13 protein-coding genes are annotated in these 16,353 nt (G+C 65.8%); 12 read left to right on the forward strand and 1 reads right to left on the reverse strand.

From position 1 onward, the window contains the following. Positions 1-213 precede the first annotated feature (213 nt). The 4 genes from LSO07_RS17735 to LSO07_RS17750 are packed head-to-tail and all read left to right on the forward strand — an operon-like array spanning position 214 to position 5,779. The gene (locus LSO07_RS17735; RefSeq protein ID WP_151095936.1) at positions 214-1,524 is read left to right on the forward strand and encodes an O-acetylhomoserine aminocarboxypropyltransferase; all 1,311 of its coding nucleotides are present in this window, start codon (positions 214-216) and stop codon (positions 1,522-1,524) included. 1 nt (position 1,525) lies between these two features. Next, the gene (locus tag LSO07_RS17740; protein WP_151095939.1) at positions 1,526-2,332 is read left to right on the forward strand and encodes an alpha/beta fold hydrolase; all 807 of its coding nucleotides are present in this window, start codon (positions 1,526-1,528) and stop codon (positions 2,330-2,332) included. A 28-nt stretch (positions 2,333-2,360) separates the two neighbouring features. Further along, positions 2,361-3,752 carry a PoNe immunity protein domain-containing protein gene (locus LSO07_RS17745; protein WP_151095942.1) on the forward strand — a complete coding sequence of 464 codons (1,392 nt, stop codon included), beginning with the start codon at positions 2,361-2,363 and terminating at the stop codon, positions 3,750-3,752. 26 nt (positions 3,753-3,778) lie between these two features. Next, a complete protein-coding gene (locus tag LSO07_RS17750; protein ID WP_151095945.1) occupies positions 3,779-5,779 on the forward strand; it encodes a DUF6630 family protein in 2,001 nt (666 codons plus the stop codon). Between the two features lie 20 nt (positions 5,780-5,799). Here the strand turns inward: LSO07_RS17750 and LSO07_RS17755 are convergent, their stop codons facing one another. After that, positions 5,800-7,176: a YihY family inner membrane protein gene (locus LSO07_RS17755; protein ID WP_225317342.1), complete on the reverse strand. Its 1,377-nt coding sequence runs from the start codon at positions 7,174-7,176 to the stop codon at positions 5,800-5,802. A 67-nt stretch (positions 7,177-7,243) separates the two neighbouring features. On the opposite strand from LSO07_RS17755, the gene wrbA reads away from it, so the two are divergent. Genes wrbA through leuE form a run of 8 tightly spaced genes read left to right on the forward strand, consistent with a single transcriptional unit; the run spans position 7,244 to position 16,348 of the window. After that, a complete protein-coding gene (wrbA, locus tag LSO07_RS17760; protein ID WP_070280806.1) occupies positions 7,244-7,852 on the forward strand; it encodes an NAD(P)H:quinone oxidoreductase in 609 nt (202 codons plus the stop codon). Then, positions 7,852-8,262: a DUF2069 domain-containing protein gene (locus LSO07_RS17765; protein WP_034784474.1), complete on the forward strand. Its 411-nt coding sequence runs from the start codon at positions 7,852-7,854 to the stop codon at positions 8,260-8,262. The genes wrbA and LSO07_RS17765 overlap by 1 nt, the downstream gene beginning before the upstream one ends. After that, on the forward strand, positions 8,259-9,689 hold the full coding sequence (locus LSO07_RS17770; RefSeq protein ID WP_151095951.1) for an FAD-binding oxidoreductase: 1,431 nt from the start codon (positions 8,259-8,261) through the stop codon (positions 9,687-9,689). The genes LSO07_RS17765 and LSO07_RS17770 overlap by 4 nt, the downstream gene beginning before the upstream one ends. Then, on the forward strand, positions 9,686-10,108 hold the full coding sequence (locus LSO07_RS17775; RefSeq protein ID WP_191909704.1) for a DUF4124 domain-containing protein: 423 nt from the start codon (positions 9,686-9,688) through the stop codon (positions 10,106-10,108). The genes LSO07_RS17770 and LSO07_RS17775 overlap by 4 nt, the downstream gene beginning before the upstream one ends. Beyond that, positions 10,096-12,687, forward strand: coding sequence for an FtsX-like permease family protein (locus tag LSO07_RS17780; RefSeq protein WP_151095958.1), 2,592 nt, complete (start codon positions 10,096-10,098; stop codon positions 12,685-12,687). Before LSO07_RS17775 ends, LSO07_RS17780 begins: the two co-directional genes overlap by 13 nt. Continuing rightward, a complete protein-coding gene (locus LSO07_RS17785) occupies positions 12,687-13,763 on the forward strand; it encodes a lipocalin-like domain-containing protein (protein WP_151095960.1) in 1,077 nt (358 codons plus the stop codon). Before LSO07_RS17780 ends, LSO07_RS17785 begins: the two co-directional genes overlap by 1 nt. Before the next feature lie 36 nt (positions 13,764-13,799). Continuing rightward, on the forward strand, positions 13,800-15,662 hold the full coding sequence (locus LSO07_RS17790; RefSeq protein ID WP_034784430.1) for an ABC transporter transmembrane domain-containing protein: 1,863 nt from the start codon (positions 13,800-13,802) through the stop codon (positions 15,660-15,662). Between the two features lie 11 nt (positions 15,663-15,673). Then, positions 15,674-16,348, forward strand: a complete 675-nt coding sequence (gene leuE, locus LSO07_RS17795; protein ID WP_099393896.1) for a leucine efflux protein LeuE — start codon at positions 15,674-15,676, stop codon at positions 16,346-16,348. Positions 16,349-16,353 lie beyond the last annotated feature (5 nt).

Here is a 16,353-nt window from a genome sequence, read left to right on the forward strand (position 1 = left end):
CTCCTGCGGCGCGGCGCACGCGCGCAGGTAAAACAGCCCGAATATCGCTGATCCGGTATCCTACCACCGCCGTGCCGCGCCGGTCACTTTTTTTACACTTCAGGTTACACGCGCAGCCCGCCAGCACGGCGCCATGCGCCCTGCACAGGAGCCCTTTTGCTCGGCTGCAAATCAGGTTACGATCTTGCCACTATAAAACTTGGCGGAGACACCATGAGCGGCCCGAAATACCCCGGTTTCGATACTTTATCCCTGCACGCGGGCGCCGCGCCCGACCCGGCCACGGGCGCGCGCGCCACGCCCATCCATTTCACGTCCTCGTTTGCCTTCAAGAGCTCGGAGCATGCGGCCTCGCTGTTCAATATGGAGCGGGCCGGCCACGTGTATTCGCGCATCTCGAATCCCACCAACGCCGTACTGGAAGAGCGCATCGCCGCCCTTGAAGGGGGCGTGGCCGGCATCGCCACGGCCAGCGGCCAGGCCGCCATGCATCTGGGTCTGTCCACTATCGCGGGCGCGGGATCGCACATCGTCGCTTCGCGCGCCCTGTACGGCGGATCGCACAACCTGCTGGCCTATACCCTGAAACGCTTCGGCATAGCCACCACCTTTGTCGATCCGCGCGACGTGGACGCCTGGCGCGCCGCCATCCGCCCAGATACAAAAGTGCTGTTTGCGGAAACCCTGGGCAATCCCGGCCTTGACGTGCTGGACATCCCGACGATTTCCGCCATCGCGCATGAACACCAGCTGCCGCTGATGCTAGATTCGACGTTTACCACGCCGTATTTGCTGCGCCCCTTCGAGCATGGCGCCGACCTGGTGTTCCACTCGGCCACCAAGTTTTTATGCGGCCACGGCACGGCCATCGGCGGCCTGCTCGTCGATGGCGGCACCTTCGACTGGCAGGCGGCGTACGACAGGACGGGCCGTTTCGCCGAACTGTGCGAACCGTATGAAGGCTTCCACGGCATGGTCTTTGCCGAGGAATCGACGGTGGCGCCGTTTGCCCTGCGCGCGCGGCGCGAAGGCTTGCGCGATTTCGGCGCCGTCATGAGCCCGCACAACGCCTTCGCCATCCTGCAGGGCATCGAAACCCTGGGCTTGCGCATGGACCGCCACGTGGCCAACACGCGCAAGGTGATTGACTTCCTGCTGGCCAATCCGGCAGTGGAATCCGTGTCCTATCCCGAACTGCCGTCGCATCCCGACTACGAACTGGCGAAAACCCTGCTGCCGAAAGGCGCGGGCGGCGTGTTCACATTCCGCCTGCGCGGCGACCGCGCGGCGGGCCAGCGCTTTGTCGACAGCCTGAAGATCTTCTCGCACCTGGCCAATGTGGGCGACGCCAAGTCGCTCGTCATCCACCCCGCCTCCACCACGCATTTCCGCGTTCCCGACGATCAACTGGAACAGGCAGGCATCACGCAGGGCACCATGCGTTTATCGGTAGGCCTGGAAGACGCCGATGATTTGATCGAAGACCTGGCCCGTGGCCTGAAACTGTCGCAGAAAGGCGCCTGAGATGCTGTTCACCATCGACCATACCGTCGCCTACTGCTACACGGGCGGCAAACCATACAACCCGGGCCAGCCGACGGCCGTCTTCATCCACGGCGCGCAAAACGACCATTCCGTGTGGGCCCTGCAAACGCGCTATTTTGCCCACCACGGCTGGAACGTGCTGGCCGTCGACTTGCCCGGCCACGGGCGCAGCCTGGGTACGGCAAAGGATAATGTCGCAGAATTGGCGCGCTGGATACTGGCGTTGCTGGACGCTGCCGGCGCGGCCAAGGCCATGCTGATCGGGCACAGCATGGGGTCCCTGATCGCGCTGGAAGCTGCGCACCTGGCGCCGGAGCGGGTCAGCCACCTGGCCATGCTGGGCTCCACCTACCCGATGAAGGTGTCGCCGGCGCTGCTGGAAACGTCGCTCAAGGATGAACAGGCGGCCATCGACATGGTCAATATCTGGTCGCATTCGTCGATCGCGCAAAAGCCGTCGTTTCCCGGCCCCGGCTTCTATGCCATGGGCGGCGCGCGGCGCTTGAAACAGCGCATCGCCGCCCTCAATCCCGATCACGTGTTTCACACGGATTTTTTTGCCTGCAATGCCTATGCGAACGGCGAAATCGCCGCCGCTTCGGTACACTGCCCGACTTTATTCATTTTCGGCGCGCGCGACATGATGACGCCGCCCAAATCGACCCGGCTGCTGACAGCGGCAATCGCGCATGGCACGGTGGTCCAGGTCGACAGCGGGCACGAATTGATGGCCGAGCAGCCCGACGCCGTGCTCGACGCGCTGTTTGCGTTTGCGCAGGCAGCGTGAGCGCATGTTTTTTTAGGATAGATGGACGATGTTGCTGAATACCCTGTTTGACGAATTGACTGGCCGCGGCAGCGGCACGGAAGATGAACGCTACGAACGCTATAAATGGCTGGAACAGCTGCGCTTCACCAACCCGCTGGCGGACGAAGGCGGCCCCATGGCCGGCATTCCTTACTACCAATGGTGCCGGCTGCCGCAGGCGCTCGTCGTGGCGGGCCAGCACACGGATCTGCTGGTCGGCACCACGAGCTCCCAGTACCTGGTCTTCGAGGGCCGCCACGCGGCAGCCTTCGCGGCCGAACTGGGCCTGCAATACGACGCCAACAACCGCATCGACCGCCCCGGTGGCCTCGACGAGCTGCTCGACGCCTATGAAGAGCAGGCGGACGGCAGCTGGAACACCCTGCCGAATGAACCGCCAACGCCACCGCTGGCCGGCTGGGACGACGTGTACTTCCGCGTGCGCGACCTGAGCGACGGCAGGACCATCCAGAGCGTGACGACCATCGCCTACGAGAGCAGCCGCTTCCCTGGCTACACCCTGCTGGGCACGACCATGGTGGGCGTCGGCGCCATCATCCACGACGACGAAACGGCGCAGTATATGCAGCAAATCTTCGCCGACTGGGCCATCCAGCGCGATTGCGCCACCACCTGCCCGGCGTCGTCCACGCCCTGGCCCCACACGCCGCGCCAGGTGCCGCCCTCCCCGTTCGACTTTAGCCGCAACCTGGCTTACCTCGACGCCCTGCTGGCCGCCTATGTCCGCGCGCAGGCGCAGGCGGAAAATGACGGTGGCGACGCGGCCTACTGGGCGTGCGCGGCCGCCAGCACGGCTTACCAGGTCTTCTCGCTGCGCTACACGGCAGGCTTGCCCTTGCCTGACGTGGAAACGGCGCTGGAAGCGGCCGTTGCCGCCTGCGAAACGGCGCGCACGGCCCTGGCCGAGGCCTACGATGACGACGCCTTGCCCGCCTTTGATTTCGAACAATTGACGGACTATGCGCGCACCCTGCAGCTGCTGGGCGCGACCCTGCTGTTCGGCCGCCACGACCTGGCCGCGCGCCTGACCGTCCTGCAAACGGCCTTCGATGGCGAAGATGGCGTGTACGAAGCGCTGTTGTCCGCCATCGATCCGCAGCGTCCCGCCGTCGACGAATGGTATTTCGCCGAGCCCTATTCGGCCCTGTACGAGTGCCTGGACGCGGACGATCCCGCGCAGCAGCTCGAGCACCTGCGGCATTACCTGGCTACCTGGCATGGCGCGCTGGTGCGCGAAGACTGGTTCAACGGCCATTTGCGCGCGCAGGGCCTGGGCGGCTATTACGGCCTGTGGGCCTTCGAGGCCGCCGCCGCGGCCAAGCAGCTGGTTCTCGATCGCGGCGCGCTGGCGCACTGGGTCATGCCGCCGGCGCCCTGACCATCCAACATTTTGAACGAAGAGACATGATCAATACCGCAGCCCTGTTCAGCACCGCCTTTTTGCCCGGCCAGGCCGGCTTCGACACCGATACGATCACGGGCCTGGCCGAATGGCGGCTGGACATACCGATGCTGTTCAAGCTGCTCGTCGGCGCCGGTGCGCAAGCCACCGCCTGGCCCATCTACGGCGATGGCGAGGACTGCCCCTGCGTGCTGGCCGCGCCAATGGTCCAGGCGCAAGCCAGCTGGCAAGCCTTGTCCTCCCTGATGGACAGGCCGCGCGACGCGGCCGCCATCGTCGCGCGCAGCGCCATCAGCACCCTGCTGGCGGGCGGCCAGCCGTGGCTGATCCTCGATTGCGTGCAGCTGATCCCGCACGATATCGGCACGCCGGAGTACGCGGCCGCGCTCGAGGGCCTGTGCGCCGAGGCGCAAGCCCTGCACCTTGCCTTGCAGCGTGGCGAGCGGGCAGCGCTGGCGCCCCTGCTGGCCGCCGGCGCCGCATCGTCCGCCACCGGCTACTGGTCGGCCACGGCCATCGCGCAGCTGGCCGATGTCGAGGAACTCGCCGCGGACGAACTGCCTTTCCTGCAAGGCCTGGAAGTGGTGGGATGGGAGGAAGACGTGCTGTGCCATGAAGTGAACGCCGCCGGCGAACCGGACGTCACCGGCCTGGTCACGCCGTATGGCCGCTGGATCGTGCCGCTGTCGCAGCGCTATGTCGACCTGGGCGTTTACTACGCGGACGATGGCTGGATCACCTTTGCCACGGCGGATGCCCCCGATGCGCACGGCGTGCTGGACCTCAACGGTACGGTGGTGCTGCCGCCCGCCCCCGGCGCCCTGTATGTGATTACCCCCCATCTGTTGCAGCAGATCGATGCGGACGGCGCCAGCCGCCTGCTGCGCCTGCCAGATGGCGCGCTGCTCATCGACAGGGTGGACAACATATGCCAGCGCGAAGACGGCTTGATCGACATCGAACGCCAGACGGACCAGGCAGACGATGACGAGAAGCGCAATGTCTGCGGCGTGCTCGACAAGACAGGCAAGGTCGTGGTGCCGCCCGTCTACAGCTCCGTGCAGGATTTCGGCACAAAGAAAAAAATCGCCGTCGTCAGCCAGCGCATCGCCGGGCGCTTCCTGTTTGGCCTCGTCAATAGCCAGGGCGAGCTGCTGGCGCCCTGCCAGTACGAAGCCATCGACTGCGCCACCACCTCGTCGCCGCCCAAGCTGCGCAAGAATCTGATCTTCGCCATCGATGCGCAGGGGCTCGCCTGCATGCTGACACTGGATGGAAAACAGGTTTTCACGCCCCTGTATCCACCGGCCCACCATCTGCGCGGCGTGGCCGTGCAAAGCGATTTTTTATATGTCGTCAAGGATGGCATGGCCTGGAGCATGGATTTCACGGGCCAGCTGCTGGAACAGTTCGACACCGTGGAAAACTTCAAGGCGGCCGTCACGGCCCAGCTGAGCGCGGCCCTGGGCCTCAGCAAGAAAAAGCCAGTCAGGCGCCGCAGCTTTACGCCCGCGCAGATCCTGGCCAAGGCCGACCGCGAGCAGTTGCGCGCCATGGCCGCCCTGCTCTTGCTGGGCGATGCGGATCTGGCCGCGCGCTGCGTGGAGATCACGCTGGAAGAGCTGGCGGAGGACGACCCGGAAGAAGCATACGAAGGCGATACGCCCGAAGCGGCGTGCTTCTTCCTGCTCTGGTCCACGGCCGCCGATGCGCTGGGCCACGGCACCACCCTGGACTGGAAAGCCGTCGATGAAGTGCCGCGCATCGGCCAGCATATCGATTTGCCGGCGCTGCAGGACTTCCGCTGGGCGGAACGCGAAGATGGCGATGCGATGGCCGAGGGCCTGGCCGCCATCGCCGCCCACCTGGCGCCGCATCAGCTGCGCCTGGTGAACGTGCAAGGCGGCGAGGACACGTATTACCTGGGCGTGGTGCGGGAGCAGGATGCGGCCGCGTTCAGCAAGGTGGCGCTGCAGGCGGCCTTGCGGCCCGTGGTGTACTAAGACCGCTCAGTTAAGACCGCTCAGTTGCATTTGACGGCGCCGAAATGCTGCGCCAGGGTCAGGCCCAGCCCCTGCTCCACGGCGTTTTCCACCTGCGCCGCCAGGGCGGCCGCATCGATGGCCGCCTGGATATCGCGTTCATTGGTGGAACCGGCCGGATAGCCGGAGTTCACGCGCATGCCGCCAAAGACGAACAGCCGGTAGACATCGGCCAGGCTGATGCGGTTGACGTTGCCCAGCAAGACCCAGTGGTCGGAACTGTCGGCCACGCGCTTGCCCCACTGCACCCGCACGGCGCCTTCCACGTTCACACGTCCCACCCAGCCCTGCTGCACCATCTTGTCGAGCAGGGTTTCCATCTCTTCGAAACCCAGGCGCGTGCTGCGGCGGATGTCGGCCGCGCCCACCAGGGCCGAATCGGCGCAGTGGCAAGCCTGGTGCAGCACTTTCAAGATGGCGACAGCATCGACGAATTCGCTGCCCGGCACCGCTTCGTACCACCAGCGTTCATATTTCACGACGGGCAAGGCAGCCACCAGCAAGGCACCCACGAGGGTGATCATCCAGCTCAGGTATATCCACACGAGGAACAGCGGCAAGGCGGCCAGTGCGCCGTAGATGCGCGAATAGGTGGGGAATTCCTGGATGAATTCGCCGAAGCCCCGCTTGGCCACCTCGAACGCCAGCGCCGCCAGCAGGCCGCCCCAGGCCGCGTCGCGCCAGTCCACGTCGCGGTTCGGCACGGCGATGTAGAGCAGGGTAAACGCCAGCATGGTCAGGCCGATCGACACCAGGGTATAAAACACGGTACCGAGGAACGGCACGGCGCCCACCACGCCGCTGGTGGCGATGAAGACGCGCGAGGTCACCGTCAGCGACACGCCCACCAGCAGCGGCCCCAGGGTGACGATGGCCCAGTAGACCAGCAGGCGCTTGGTCCAGCGGCGCTCCTGGCGCACGCGCCAGATGCGGTTGAAGACGCGCTCGATCAAGCCCATCATGCCCACGGAGGTGACGATCAGGGCACCGGCGCCGATGGCCGACAGGCGCGTGGCCTTCGAGGCGAACGTCGTCAGGTAGCCGAGGATGGTGTTCGATATGCCCTTGGGCATCACGCTTTGCACGAAATAATCTTCCAGCGCGTGGCGGAAGGTATTGAACAGGGGGAAAGTGGTGAAGATCGCCAGGGCCAGGGTGAGCAGCGGCACCAGCGCGAACACGGTGGCAAACGTCAGGCTGCCGGCCACTTGCGGCAGGCTTTCTTCGCGCACGCGGCGGCGCGCGAACTGCAGCAGGTCGCGCGTTTCGGACCACGTCAGGCCGCGCACGACGGCGAGCCCCATGCTCAAGGTGCGCCACAGGTATTGGAAGATGGGGAATATATATTTTGAAAACATGTGCTAAATCAGAACGGCGCCATGACAGCAGTCGTATCAGGCTGTAAAGCGCCCTATAATACCAATGATGAAGCCAACCAATCTGATTATTCTCGTATTGTTTTATTCACGCCATGGCGCCACGCGCCAGCTGGCCGAGTTGATAGCCCAGGGAGTGGAAAGCGTGCCTGGCTGCGATGCGCGCCTGCGCACCGTGCCCGCCGTCTCCACGGTGGCCGAAGCGACGGCGCCGGAAGTGCCGCTGGACGGCGCTCCCTACGTGGAACTGGAAGACTTGCAGGAATGCGCGGGCCTGGCCCTGGGGTCGCCCACGCGCTTCGGCAACATGGCCGCCGCCATGAAGTATTTCTGGGATGGCACGGCCAGCGACTGGCTGGCCGGCAGCCTGTCCGGCAAGCCCGCCTGCGTGTTCACGTCCACGGGCAGCCTGCACGGCGGCCAGGAATCGACCCTGCTGTCGATGATGATCCCCCTCTTCCACCATGGCATGCTGGTCATGGGCTTGCCCTACACGCATCCTGAACTGATGACGACGTCCACCGGCGGCTCGCCCTACGGCGCCACACACTGGTCTGGCATAGACGGCGACAAGGCCTTGAGCGAAGATGAGAAACGCCTGGCCATCGCCCTGGGCCGGCGCCTGGCGGAAAATGCCGCGAAACTGGCAGGCGCATGATGCACGGCGTACTTCACAAGTATTTCCACTGGGGCGCCATCGCCAGCCTCGTCACCCTGATCGTCTGGTGCGTGCTGTGGGAAACCGTGATCGCGCCGCTGCAGCCGGGCGGCTCCTGGGTCGTCCTGAAGGCGGCGCCCCTGCTCATCCCCCTGTACGGCGTGATCAAGCGCGACGTCTACACACTGCAATGGTCGTCAATGGTGATCCTGCTGTACTTCACGGAAGGCGTGGTGCGCGGCTACAGCGACACGAACGCCACCTCGGCCTTGATGGCCTGGGGCGAGGCGGCCATCGTCTGCATCTATTTTGTCTGCGCCGTGCTGTATCTGCGCCCGTATAAAAAGGCGGCCAAGCGCATGGCCAGGGAACTGCTGGAAAAAGTGAATAAAGTGAGCATCAAGAAATGAGCGACAAGCCTGTGACTGACCAAGCCGACTTCCTCGCCGCCTGCCGCGACCTGCTGGGCGACACCTACGTCCTCACCCAGGACGCCGACACGGCGCCCTTCCTCACCGACTGGCGCGACAGGTTTACCGGCAAGGCCCTGGCCGTGCTGCGCCCCGCCACGGTGGAGCAAGTGGCCGGCGTGCTGCGCGCCTGCGCGCAATGGCAGGTTCCCGTCGTGCCGCAAGGCGGCAACACGGGCCTGGTGCTGGGCAGCATACCCGATGCGGCCGGCACGGCCGTCGTGCTGTCGCTGGCGCGCCTGAACAGCATCCGCGCGCTCGATCCCGTCAACCGCACCATCACGGTGGACGCGGGCTGCATTTTGCAAACCATCCAGGAAGCGGCCAGCGCCGCCGGCTGCCTGTTCCCCCTGTCGCTGGCGGCCGAGGGTAGTTGCACCATCGGCGGCAATCTGGCGACGAATGCGGGCGGCACGGCCGTGCTGCGCTACGGCAATACGCGCGAGCTGTGCCTGGGCCTGGAAGTGGTCACGCCGCAGGGCGAAGTCTGGAGCGGCTTGCGCGGTTTGCGCAAGGACAATACCGGCTACGATTTGCGCGACCTGTACATCGGCGCCGAGGGTACTTTGGGCGTGATCACCGGCGCGGTCATGAAGTTGTATCCGCAGCCGAAAGCCTGCATCACGGCGCTGGCCGCCATGCCCTCGCCCGCCCACGCGCTGCGCCTGCTCTCGCTGATGCAGGACCATTGCGGCGCCAGCCTGACGGGTTTTGAATTGATGTCGCAGTATTGTTTGCAGCTGGTGGCGGAGCAGTTCCCGCAGCTGCCGCGGCCCTTCGCCGAGGCCCACGGTCAATACGTGCTGCTCGAACTGTCCAGCAGCCAGTCCGAGGCGCACGCGGTGGAATTGCTGGAAGCGAGCATCGGCGCGGCCCTGGAAGACGAGTTGATCGAAGATGCCGTCGTCGCCAGTTCCGTGGCGCAGTCCGAGGGACTGTGGCAGCTGCGCGAACACATCCCGCTGGCGCAGGCGCAGGCGGGCAAGAACATCAAGCACGATATCTCGCTGCCCATTTCCTGCATCGCCGATTTCATCGCCGTCACGGATGCGGCCCTTGAATCGGCCTTCCCCGGCTGCCAGCTCGTGTGCTTCGGCCACCTGGGTGACGGCAACCTGCATTACAACGTGGCGCCGCCAGCAGGCATGACGGACCAGGATTTCCTGTCCAACCAGGATGCCATCAACCGCATCGTGCACGACCAGGTCCACGGCTTTGGCGGCTCGATTTCGGCCGAACACGGCATCGGCGCCCTGAAAAAGGACGACCTGGCCCGTTACAAGTCGCCGCTGGAACTGCAGCTGATGCGCGCCGTGAAGCAGGCGCTGGACCCGCAGAACATCATGAACCCCGGGAAGATATTGTGAAGCCGTCGCGCATCCTGCTGATAGCCTTGCTGGCCGGTTCCGCCAGTGCGCAGGACGTCTACAAATGCGTGCAGGATGGCCAGACCAGCTACAGCGCCACGCCGTGCACGGCCGGCCAGTTGCAGATCCTCGAAGTCCCCGCGCCGCCGCCCGCCATCGACAAGGGCGCGGCCACGCGCCAGGAACGGGTGGCCAGCCAGATGGAAGCGGCGCGCAAGCAGCGCGAGAAGCTCGAAGACCAGGCCCGTGAACGGGCCGCCAAACAGAAGGATATGCACGAGAAGCATTGCGCTCAGCTGCGGCTGGAGCAGAAATGGGCGGCGCAGGATGCCATCGGCGCCGGCGACAAGAACCGCGATGCGGCGCAACTGAAAGCGCGGCGCGCCGGCGAACGCCTGGCCGTCGAATGCCTGAATTGATTGCGCCGCTGGCCAGCCCGGCGACGACGCGCCTGCTGTCGCGCTGGCTGCTGCTGGGCGAATGGCGCGCGCATCCCGTGCGCGCCCTCGTCGCCATCCTCGCCATCGCCATCGGCGTGTCGCTGGGCTTTGCCATCCATCTGATCAACGCGGCCGCCTTCAATGAATTTTCCACGGCCGTCAAAAGCCTGTCCGGCCAGGCCGATGTGCAGGTGGCGGGGCGCGAAGCGCTGTTCGACGAATCCATCTACCCGTGGCTGGCGCAGCGCGACGGCGTGGCCGTGGCTTCGCCCGTGCTGGAGCTGCAGGCTACGGTGGCCGGCAAGAAGGAAGGCGGCCCGCTGCACATCCTGGCGCTCGACGTCTTCCGCGCCGGCTTCATCTCGCCCGACCTGATCGGCGCGCCAGCCGAAGGCCAGCCTTTCGACACCCTGGCCGACGACGCCCTGTTCTTATCGCCGGCCGCCCTGCGCTGGCTCAATGTGGCCGAAGGCGGCCAGGTCGCCCTGCAATCGGGCACGGGCACGGTATCCCTGCGCGTGGCCGGTTCGCTGCAGCGGGCGCGCGCCGGCCAGCGCATTGCCGTAATGGATATCGGCGCGGCGCAGTGGCGCTTCGAAAAAACTGGCAAGCTGTCGCGCATCGATTTGAAACTGCGCCAGGGCGTGAACCGCGACGCCTTCCAGGCGGCTCTTTCCCGCGCGCTGGAAGCGCAATACCCGGGGCGTTTCCAGGTAGGCCAGCCCAATGACGAAAACCAGAATAGCCGCAACAATAACCTCAGCCGCGCCTACCGGGTCAACCTGACGGTGCTGGCCCTCGTCGCCCTGTTTACGGGCGCCTTCCTCGTGTTTTCCACGCAGGCCCTGTCCGTCATCCGCCGCCGCGGCCAGTTCGCGCTGCTGCGCGTGCTGGGCATGGAACGGGGCCAGCTGCTGCGCCAGGTGCTGCTGGAGGGCGCCAGCCTCGGTATCGTCGGTGCTGCGCTGGGCATCGCCGGCGGCTATGCCATGGCGGCCGTGGCACTGCGCTTCTTCGGCGGCGACCTGGGCGCCGGCTATTTCGCGGGCGTGCAGCCGCAGGTGCAGTTCACGCCCGTCGCCGCCTTCGTCTACTTCGCCCTGGGCCTCGGTGTCGCCTTGCTGGGCTGCGCTGCGCCCGCGCTGGAAGCGGCGCGCGCGGCCCCCGCCATCGCCCTGAAATCGGGCAGCGAGGAAGTCGTGACGACGCGCCTGGCGAAAACCTGGCCCGCGCTGGCATGCCTGTTGCTGGCCGGCGCCTTGACGTTCTTGCCGCCCGTGTTCGAGCTGCCCCTGTTCGGTTATCTGTCCATCGCGCTGCTGCTGATCGGCGCCATCGCCCTGATGCCGCAGCTGGCCGCCGTCGTCTTCCGCTTCCTGCAGCGCGCCTGGCTGCGCACGGAGACCAGCCTGCATGCGCCCGTGCGCAGCCTGACCCTGGCCCGCCTGGCGAACGCCTCGGGCCAGGCTGGCATCGCCCTCGGCGGCGTGCTGTCGAGCTTTAGCCTGATGGTGGCGATGGCCATCATGGTGTCGAGTTTCCGCGTTTCCGTCGACGACTGGCTGCTGCAGATCTTGCCGGCCGACGTGTATGCGCGCACGGCCGCCAGCGGCGGGACGGCCGGCTTGAATCCGCGCGAACAGGCGAGCATCACCGCCCTGCCCGAGGTGGCAAGGGTGGACTTCCAGCGCGTGCGCTCGCTGTCGCTGGCAGCCGACCGCCCGAATGTGGCGCTGCTGGCGCGTCCCGTCAATCTGGCCGATCCGGGCAAGAGCATGGTGCTGGTGGGCGATACACTGCCCGTGCCGGCAGGCAGCCGGCCCGTGTGGCTGTCCGAGGCGGCGGCCGACCTGTATAACGTCAAACCTGGCCAACCCATAGCCCTGCCGCTGGCGGGCGGCTTGCACACCTTCTTTGTTGCCGGCATCTGGCGCGACTATGCGCGCTCTTCCGGCGCCATCCAGATGCCGCTGGACGATTACCGCGCGCTGACGGGCGACCTCGATGTCAGCGACGCAGCCCTGTGGCTGGCCAAGGACGCCACGGGCGACGCGCTGCAACAGCGCCTGAAAAACCTGCCCTTTGGCGCCAGCCTGGAAGTGTCGAATCCTTCGGCCATCCGCGCCCTGAGCCTGCAGATCTTCGACCGCAGCTTCGCCGTCACGTATCTGCTAGAAGCCATCGCCATCGTCATCGGCCTGTTTGGCGTGGCCGCCACGTTTTCCGCGCAGACCCTGGCGCGCGCGCGCGAATTCGGCATGCTGCGCCACGTGGGCGTGACGCGCGGGCAAATCTTGTCCATCCTGGCGCTGGAAGGCGGCGCGCTGACGGCGCTGGGCATCGCCACCGGTTTCATCCTTGGCCTGTTGATCAGCTTTGTGCTGGTCTTCATCGTCAATCCGCAATCGTTCCACTGGACCATGCAACTGCACCTGCCGTGGCCCCTGATCGCCACCGTGGCCGGCGCCCTGCTGACGGCAGCCGCTGCGACGGCGCTGATCGCGGGTCGTCAGGCGCTGTCCGCAGGACCCATACGCGCCGTCAGGGAGGACTGGTAATGCGCCGTTTGACTCTTTTACTCGCGTTCTGCAGCGCCGCCGCCACCGCCGCGCCGCCCGCCTTCGCCCCCGTCACGCCGCTGCCGGCCGGCCAGACCCTGCGCCTGCCGCACGACTTCGGCGCCCATCCCGCGTACAAGACGGAATGGTGGTATGCCACGGGCTGGGTAAAAACCAGCGGCGGCGAACAACTGGGCTACCAGGTGACCTTCTTTCGCAGCGCCACGGCCACCGATGCGGACAACCCCAGCGCATTTGCGCCGAAACAGCTGATCATCGGCCACGCGGCCCTGTCCGACCCGAAAGTAGGCAAGCTGCTGCACGACGAGAAAAGCGCGCGCGAAGGTTTCGGCCTGGCCTATGCCAAGGTGGGCGACACGGACGTCAAGCTCGACGACTGGCGCATGCAGCGGCAAGCGGACGGCAGCTACCGGGTCAGCCTGGCGGCGCGCGAATTCAACTTGCAGCTGACCCTGGCCCCCACCCAACCCGTGCTGCTGCAGGGAGAAGGCGGCTACTCGCGCAAGGGCGCCCGGCCCGCGCAATCGAGCTACTACTACAGCGAACCGCAGCTGGCTACCCGTGGCACGATCGCGCGCGCGGGCGGCAAGCAGGAAGCCGTGACGGGCACCACCTGGCTCGATCACGAGTGGTCCAGCCAGGTGCTTGACGCGGATGCCAGCGGCTGGAACTGGATAGGCGCCAACCTCGATGATGGCGGCGCCCTGATGGCCTTCCAGATACGCAGCAAGACAGGTGCTAAACTATGGGCACACGCGACATGGCGCGACGCGTCCGGTAAGATGACGCAGTTCGCGCCCGGCGACGTCGATTTCACGCCCACGCAGCTGTGGCGGTCGCCGCGCACGCAAGCCGAATATCCGGTCGCCACCGAGATCCGCACGGGTGCTACGCGCTGGCAGATCAAGCCGCTGCAGGCAGACCAGGAACTCGATTCGCGCCGCTCGACGGGGGCCGTGTACTGGGAAGGCGCCGTGACAGTGGAGCGCGGCGGCCAGCCGGTGGGCCGCGCCTACCTGGAAATGACGGGCTACGTGCAGCCGATGAAGTTATAAGCAGTACAAAATACAGTAAATACTAAGCGAAAAACAATGACAACCAGCACAGAAACAGGCAGTACGAGTACAGCAACCGCCGCAAGCACCGCACCGACTCCCGACACCGGCACCAGCCGCGAACTGAAAAAAGGCAGCCTGGCCGCCTTCAAGGGCTTGATGCCCTTTCTGACGCCGTACCGCAAGCAGTTCTTCCTGGCCGGTATCGCGCTGGTGGTGGCCGCCGCCTCGACCCTCGCCATTCCCGCCGCGTTCAAGCAGATGATCGACCTCGGCTTCGGCGGCGCGGCCGGCTCGAAGAGCATCCAGCACGTCGACCTGGTGTTCCTCGCCCTGTTCGGCGTGGCGTCCATCCTGGCGCTGGCCACGGCGGCGCGCTTCTATACGGTGTCATGGCTGGGCGAGCGCGTCACGGCCGACATCCGCAGCGCCGTGTACCGCCACGTCGTCACGCAAAGCCCCGCATTCTTTGAAACCACGCAGACGGGCGAAGTCCTGTCGCGCATCACCACCGACACGACCCTGATCCAGGCCGTGGTCGGCACCAGCATTTCCATGGCGCTGCGCAATGTGCTGCTGTTCCTGGGCGGCCTGGTGATGCTGTTCGTCACCAGCGCCAAGCTGGCGGGCATCATCATCGGCCTCTTGATCCTTGTCGTCGTGCCCATCATCGTGTTTGGCCGCCGCGTGCGCAAGCTGTCGCGCGATTCGCAGGACCGCATCGCCGACGCGTCGGCCATGGCTGGCGAAATCCTCAACGCCATGCCCACCGTGCAAGCGTTCACGCACGAGAAGATCGAATCGAAACGCTTTGGCGACTCCGTCGAAGGCGCCTTCATGACGGCCATGCGCCGCATCCGCGCCCGTGCCTTGCTGACCATGATCGCGATTTTGCTAGTCTTCGGCACCATCGTGTTTGTCTTGTGGCTGGGCGCGCGCGCCGTGCTGGAAGGCTCGATGACGGGCGGAGACCTGGGCCAGTTCATCCTGTACGCGTCCATCGTGGCCGGCGCCATCGGCGCCCTGTCCGAGGTGATGGGCGAAGCGCAGCGCGCCGCCGGCGCCACCGAGCGCCTGCTGGAACTGATGGCCGTGAAATCGGAAATCGCATCGCCGGCCACGCCGCTGCCACTGCCCGCGCGCGCCGCGACTGGCGCCGCCCTGTCGCTGGACGATGTCATGTTCTCGTACCCGTCGCGTCCGGACACCCACGCGCTGGACCACGTCAGCCTCGACATCCGCGCCGGCGAAACGGTGGCCGTCGTCGGTCCGTCGGGCGCCGGCAAGACCACCCTGTTCCAGCTTTTCTTACGTTTTTATGACCCGCAAAGCGGCAGCATCCGCCTCGATGGCGTGGACATCAAGCAGCTGGACCTGCACACCTTGCGCGACGCCATTGGCATCGTGCCGCAAGATACGGTGATCTTCTCGGCCGACGCCATGGAAAACATCCGCTATGGCCGCGCCGGCGCCAGCGACGAGGAAGTCATTGCCGCCGCGAAGATGGCTGCCGCCCACGAATTCATCGAACGCCTGCCGAACGGCTACAAATCCTTCCTCGGCGAACGGGGCGTGCGCCTGTCCGGCGGCCAGCGCCAGCGCATCGCCATCGCCCGCGCCCTGCTGAAAAACCCGCCGCTGCTGCTGCTCGACGAAGCGACCAGCGCGCTGGACGCGGAATCGGAACGCCTGGTGCAAAAGGCGCTGGAAGCGGCCATGGTGGGCCGCACCACGGTCATCATCGCGCACCGACTGGCGACCGTGCAGCGGGCCGACCGCATCATCGTCATGGAAGACGGCAAGATCGTCGAGACGGGCACGCACGCGTCGCTGGTGGCCCTAGGCGGCATCTATGCCAACCTCGCGGCACTGCAATTTCATCACGCACAAATCAATTAAACAGAACCATCATGAACGCACTTTTCCACGCCAACCTGGGCATCACCGATTTCTGGACCTTTTTATTGGGCACGATCTTCATCGTCATCCTGCCCGGTCCCAATTCCATGTATGTGCTGTCGGTCGCCGCCCAGCGCGGCGTGCGGCCTGCCTATCAGGGCGCCTTCGGCATCTTCGCCGGCGATCTGATATTGATGGTGCTGTCGGCCTGCGGCGTGGCCTCGCTGCTGAAAGCCAGCCCGGCCCTGTTCTACGTGGTGAAATACATCGGCGCGGCCTACCTGGGCTGGATCGGCCTGCAGATGCTGGTCCAATGCTGGCGCAAGCTGCGCGCGCCTGCGCCAGCCGACGGTGAAGCGGCGGCCGTCCCTGCCCCCGTCAAGGAAAGCGATCCATTCCGCAAGGCCCTGATCATCAGCCTGATGAACCCGAAGGCGATCCTGTTCTTCATCTCCTTCTTCATCCAGTTCGTCGATCCTGCCTTCCCGAACCCCGTGCTGTCCTTCATCGGCCTGGGCCTGATCTGCCAGGTGATCAGCTTTACCTACTTGACGGCCATCATCTTTGTCGGCGCGCGCCTGGCCGAGACCTTCCGCCGCCGTCGCCGCCTCTCGGCCGGCATGGGCGGCGGCGTGGGCGCCATGTTCATCGGCTTCGGCGCGAAACTGGCCACGGCCACCCTGTAAGGAAG

Source organism: Janthinobacterium sp. PLB04, assembly GCF_021165895.1.
In the GTDB taxonomy this organism is placed as follows: Bacteria; Pseudomonadota; Gammaproteobacteria; order Burkholderiales; family Burkholderiaceae_D; genus Janthinobacterium; species Janthinobacterium lividum.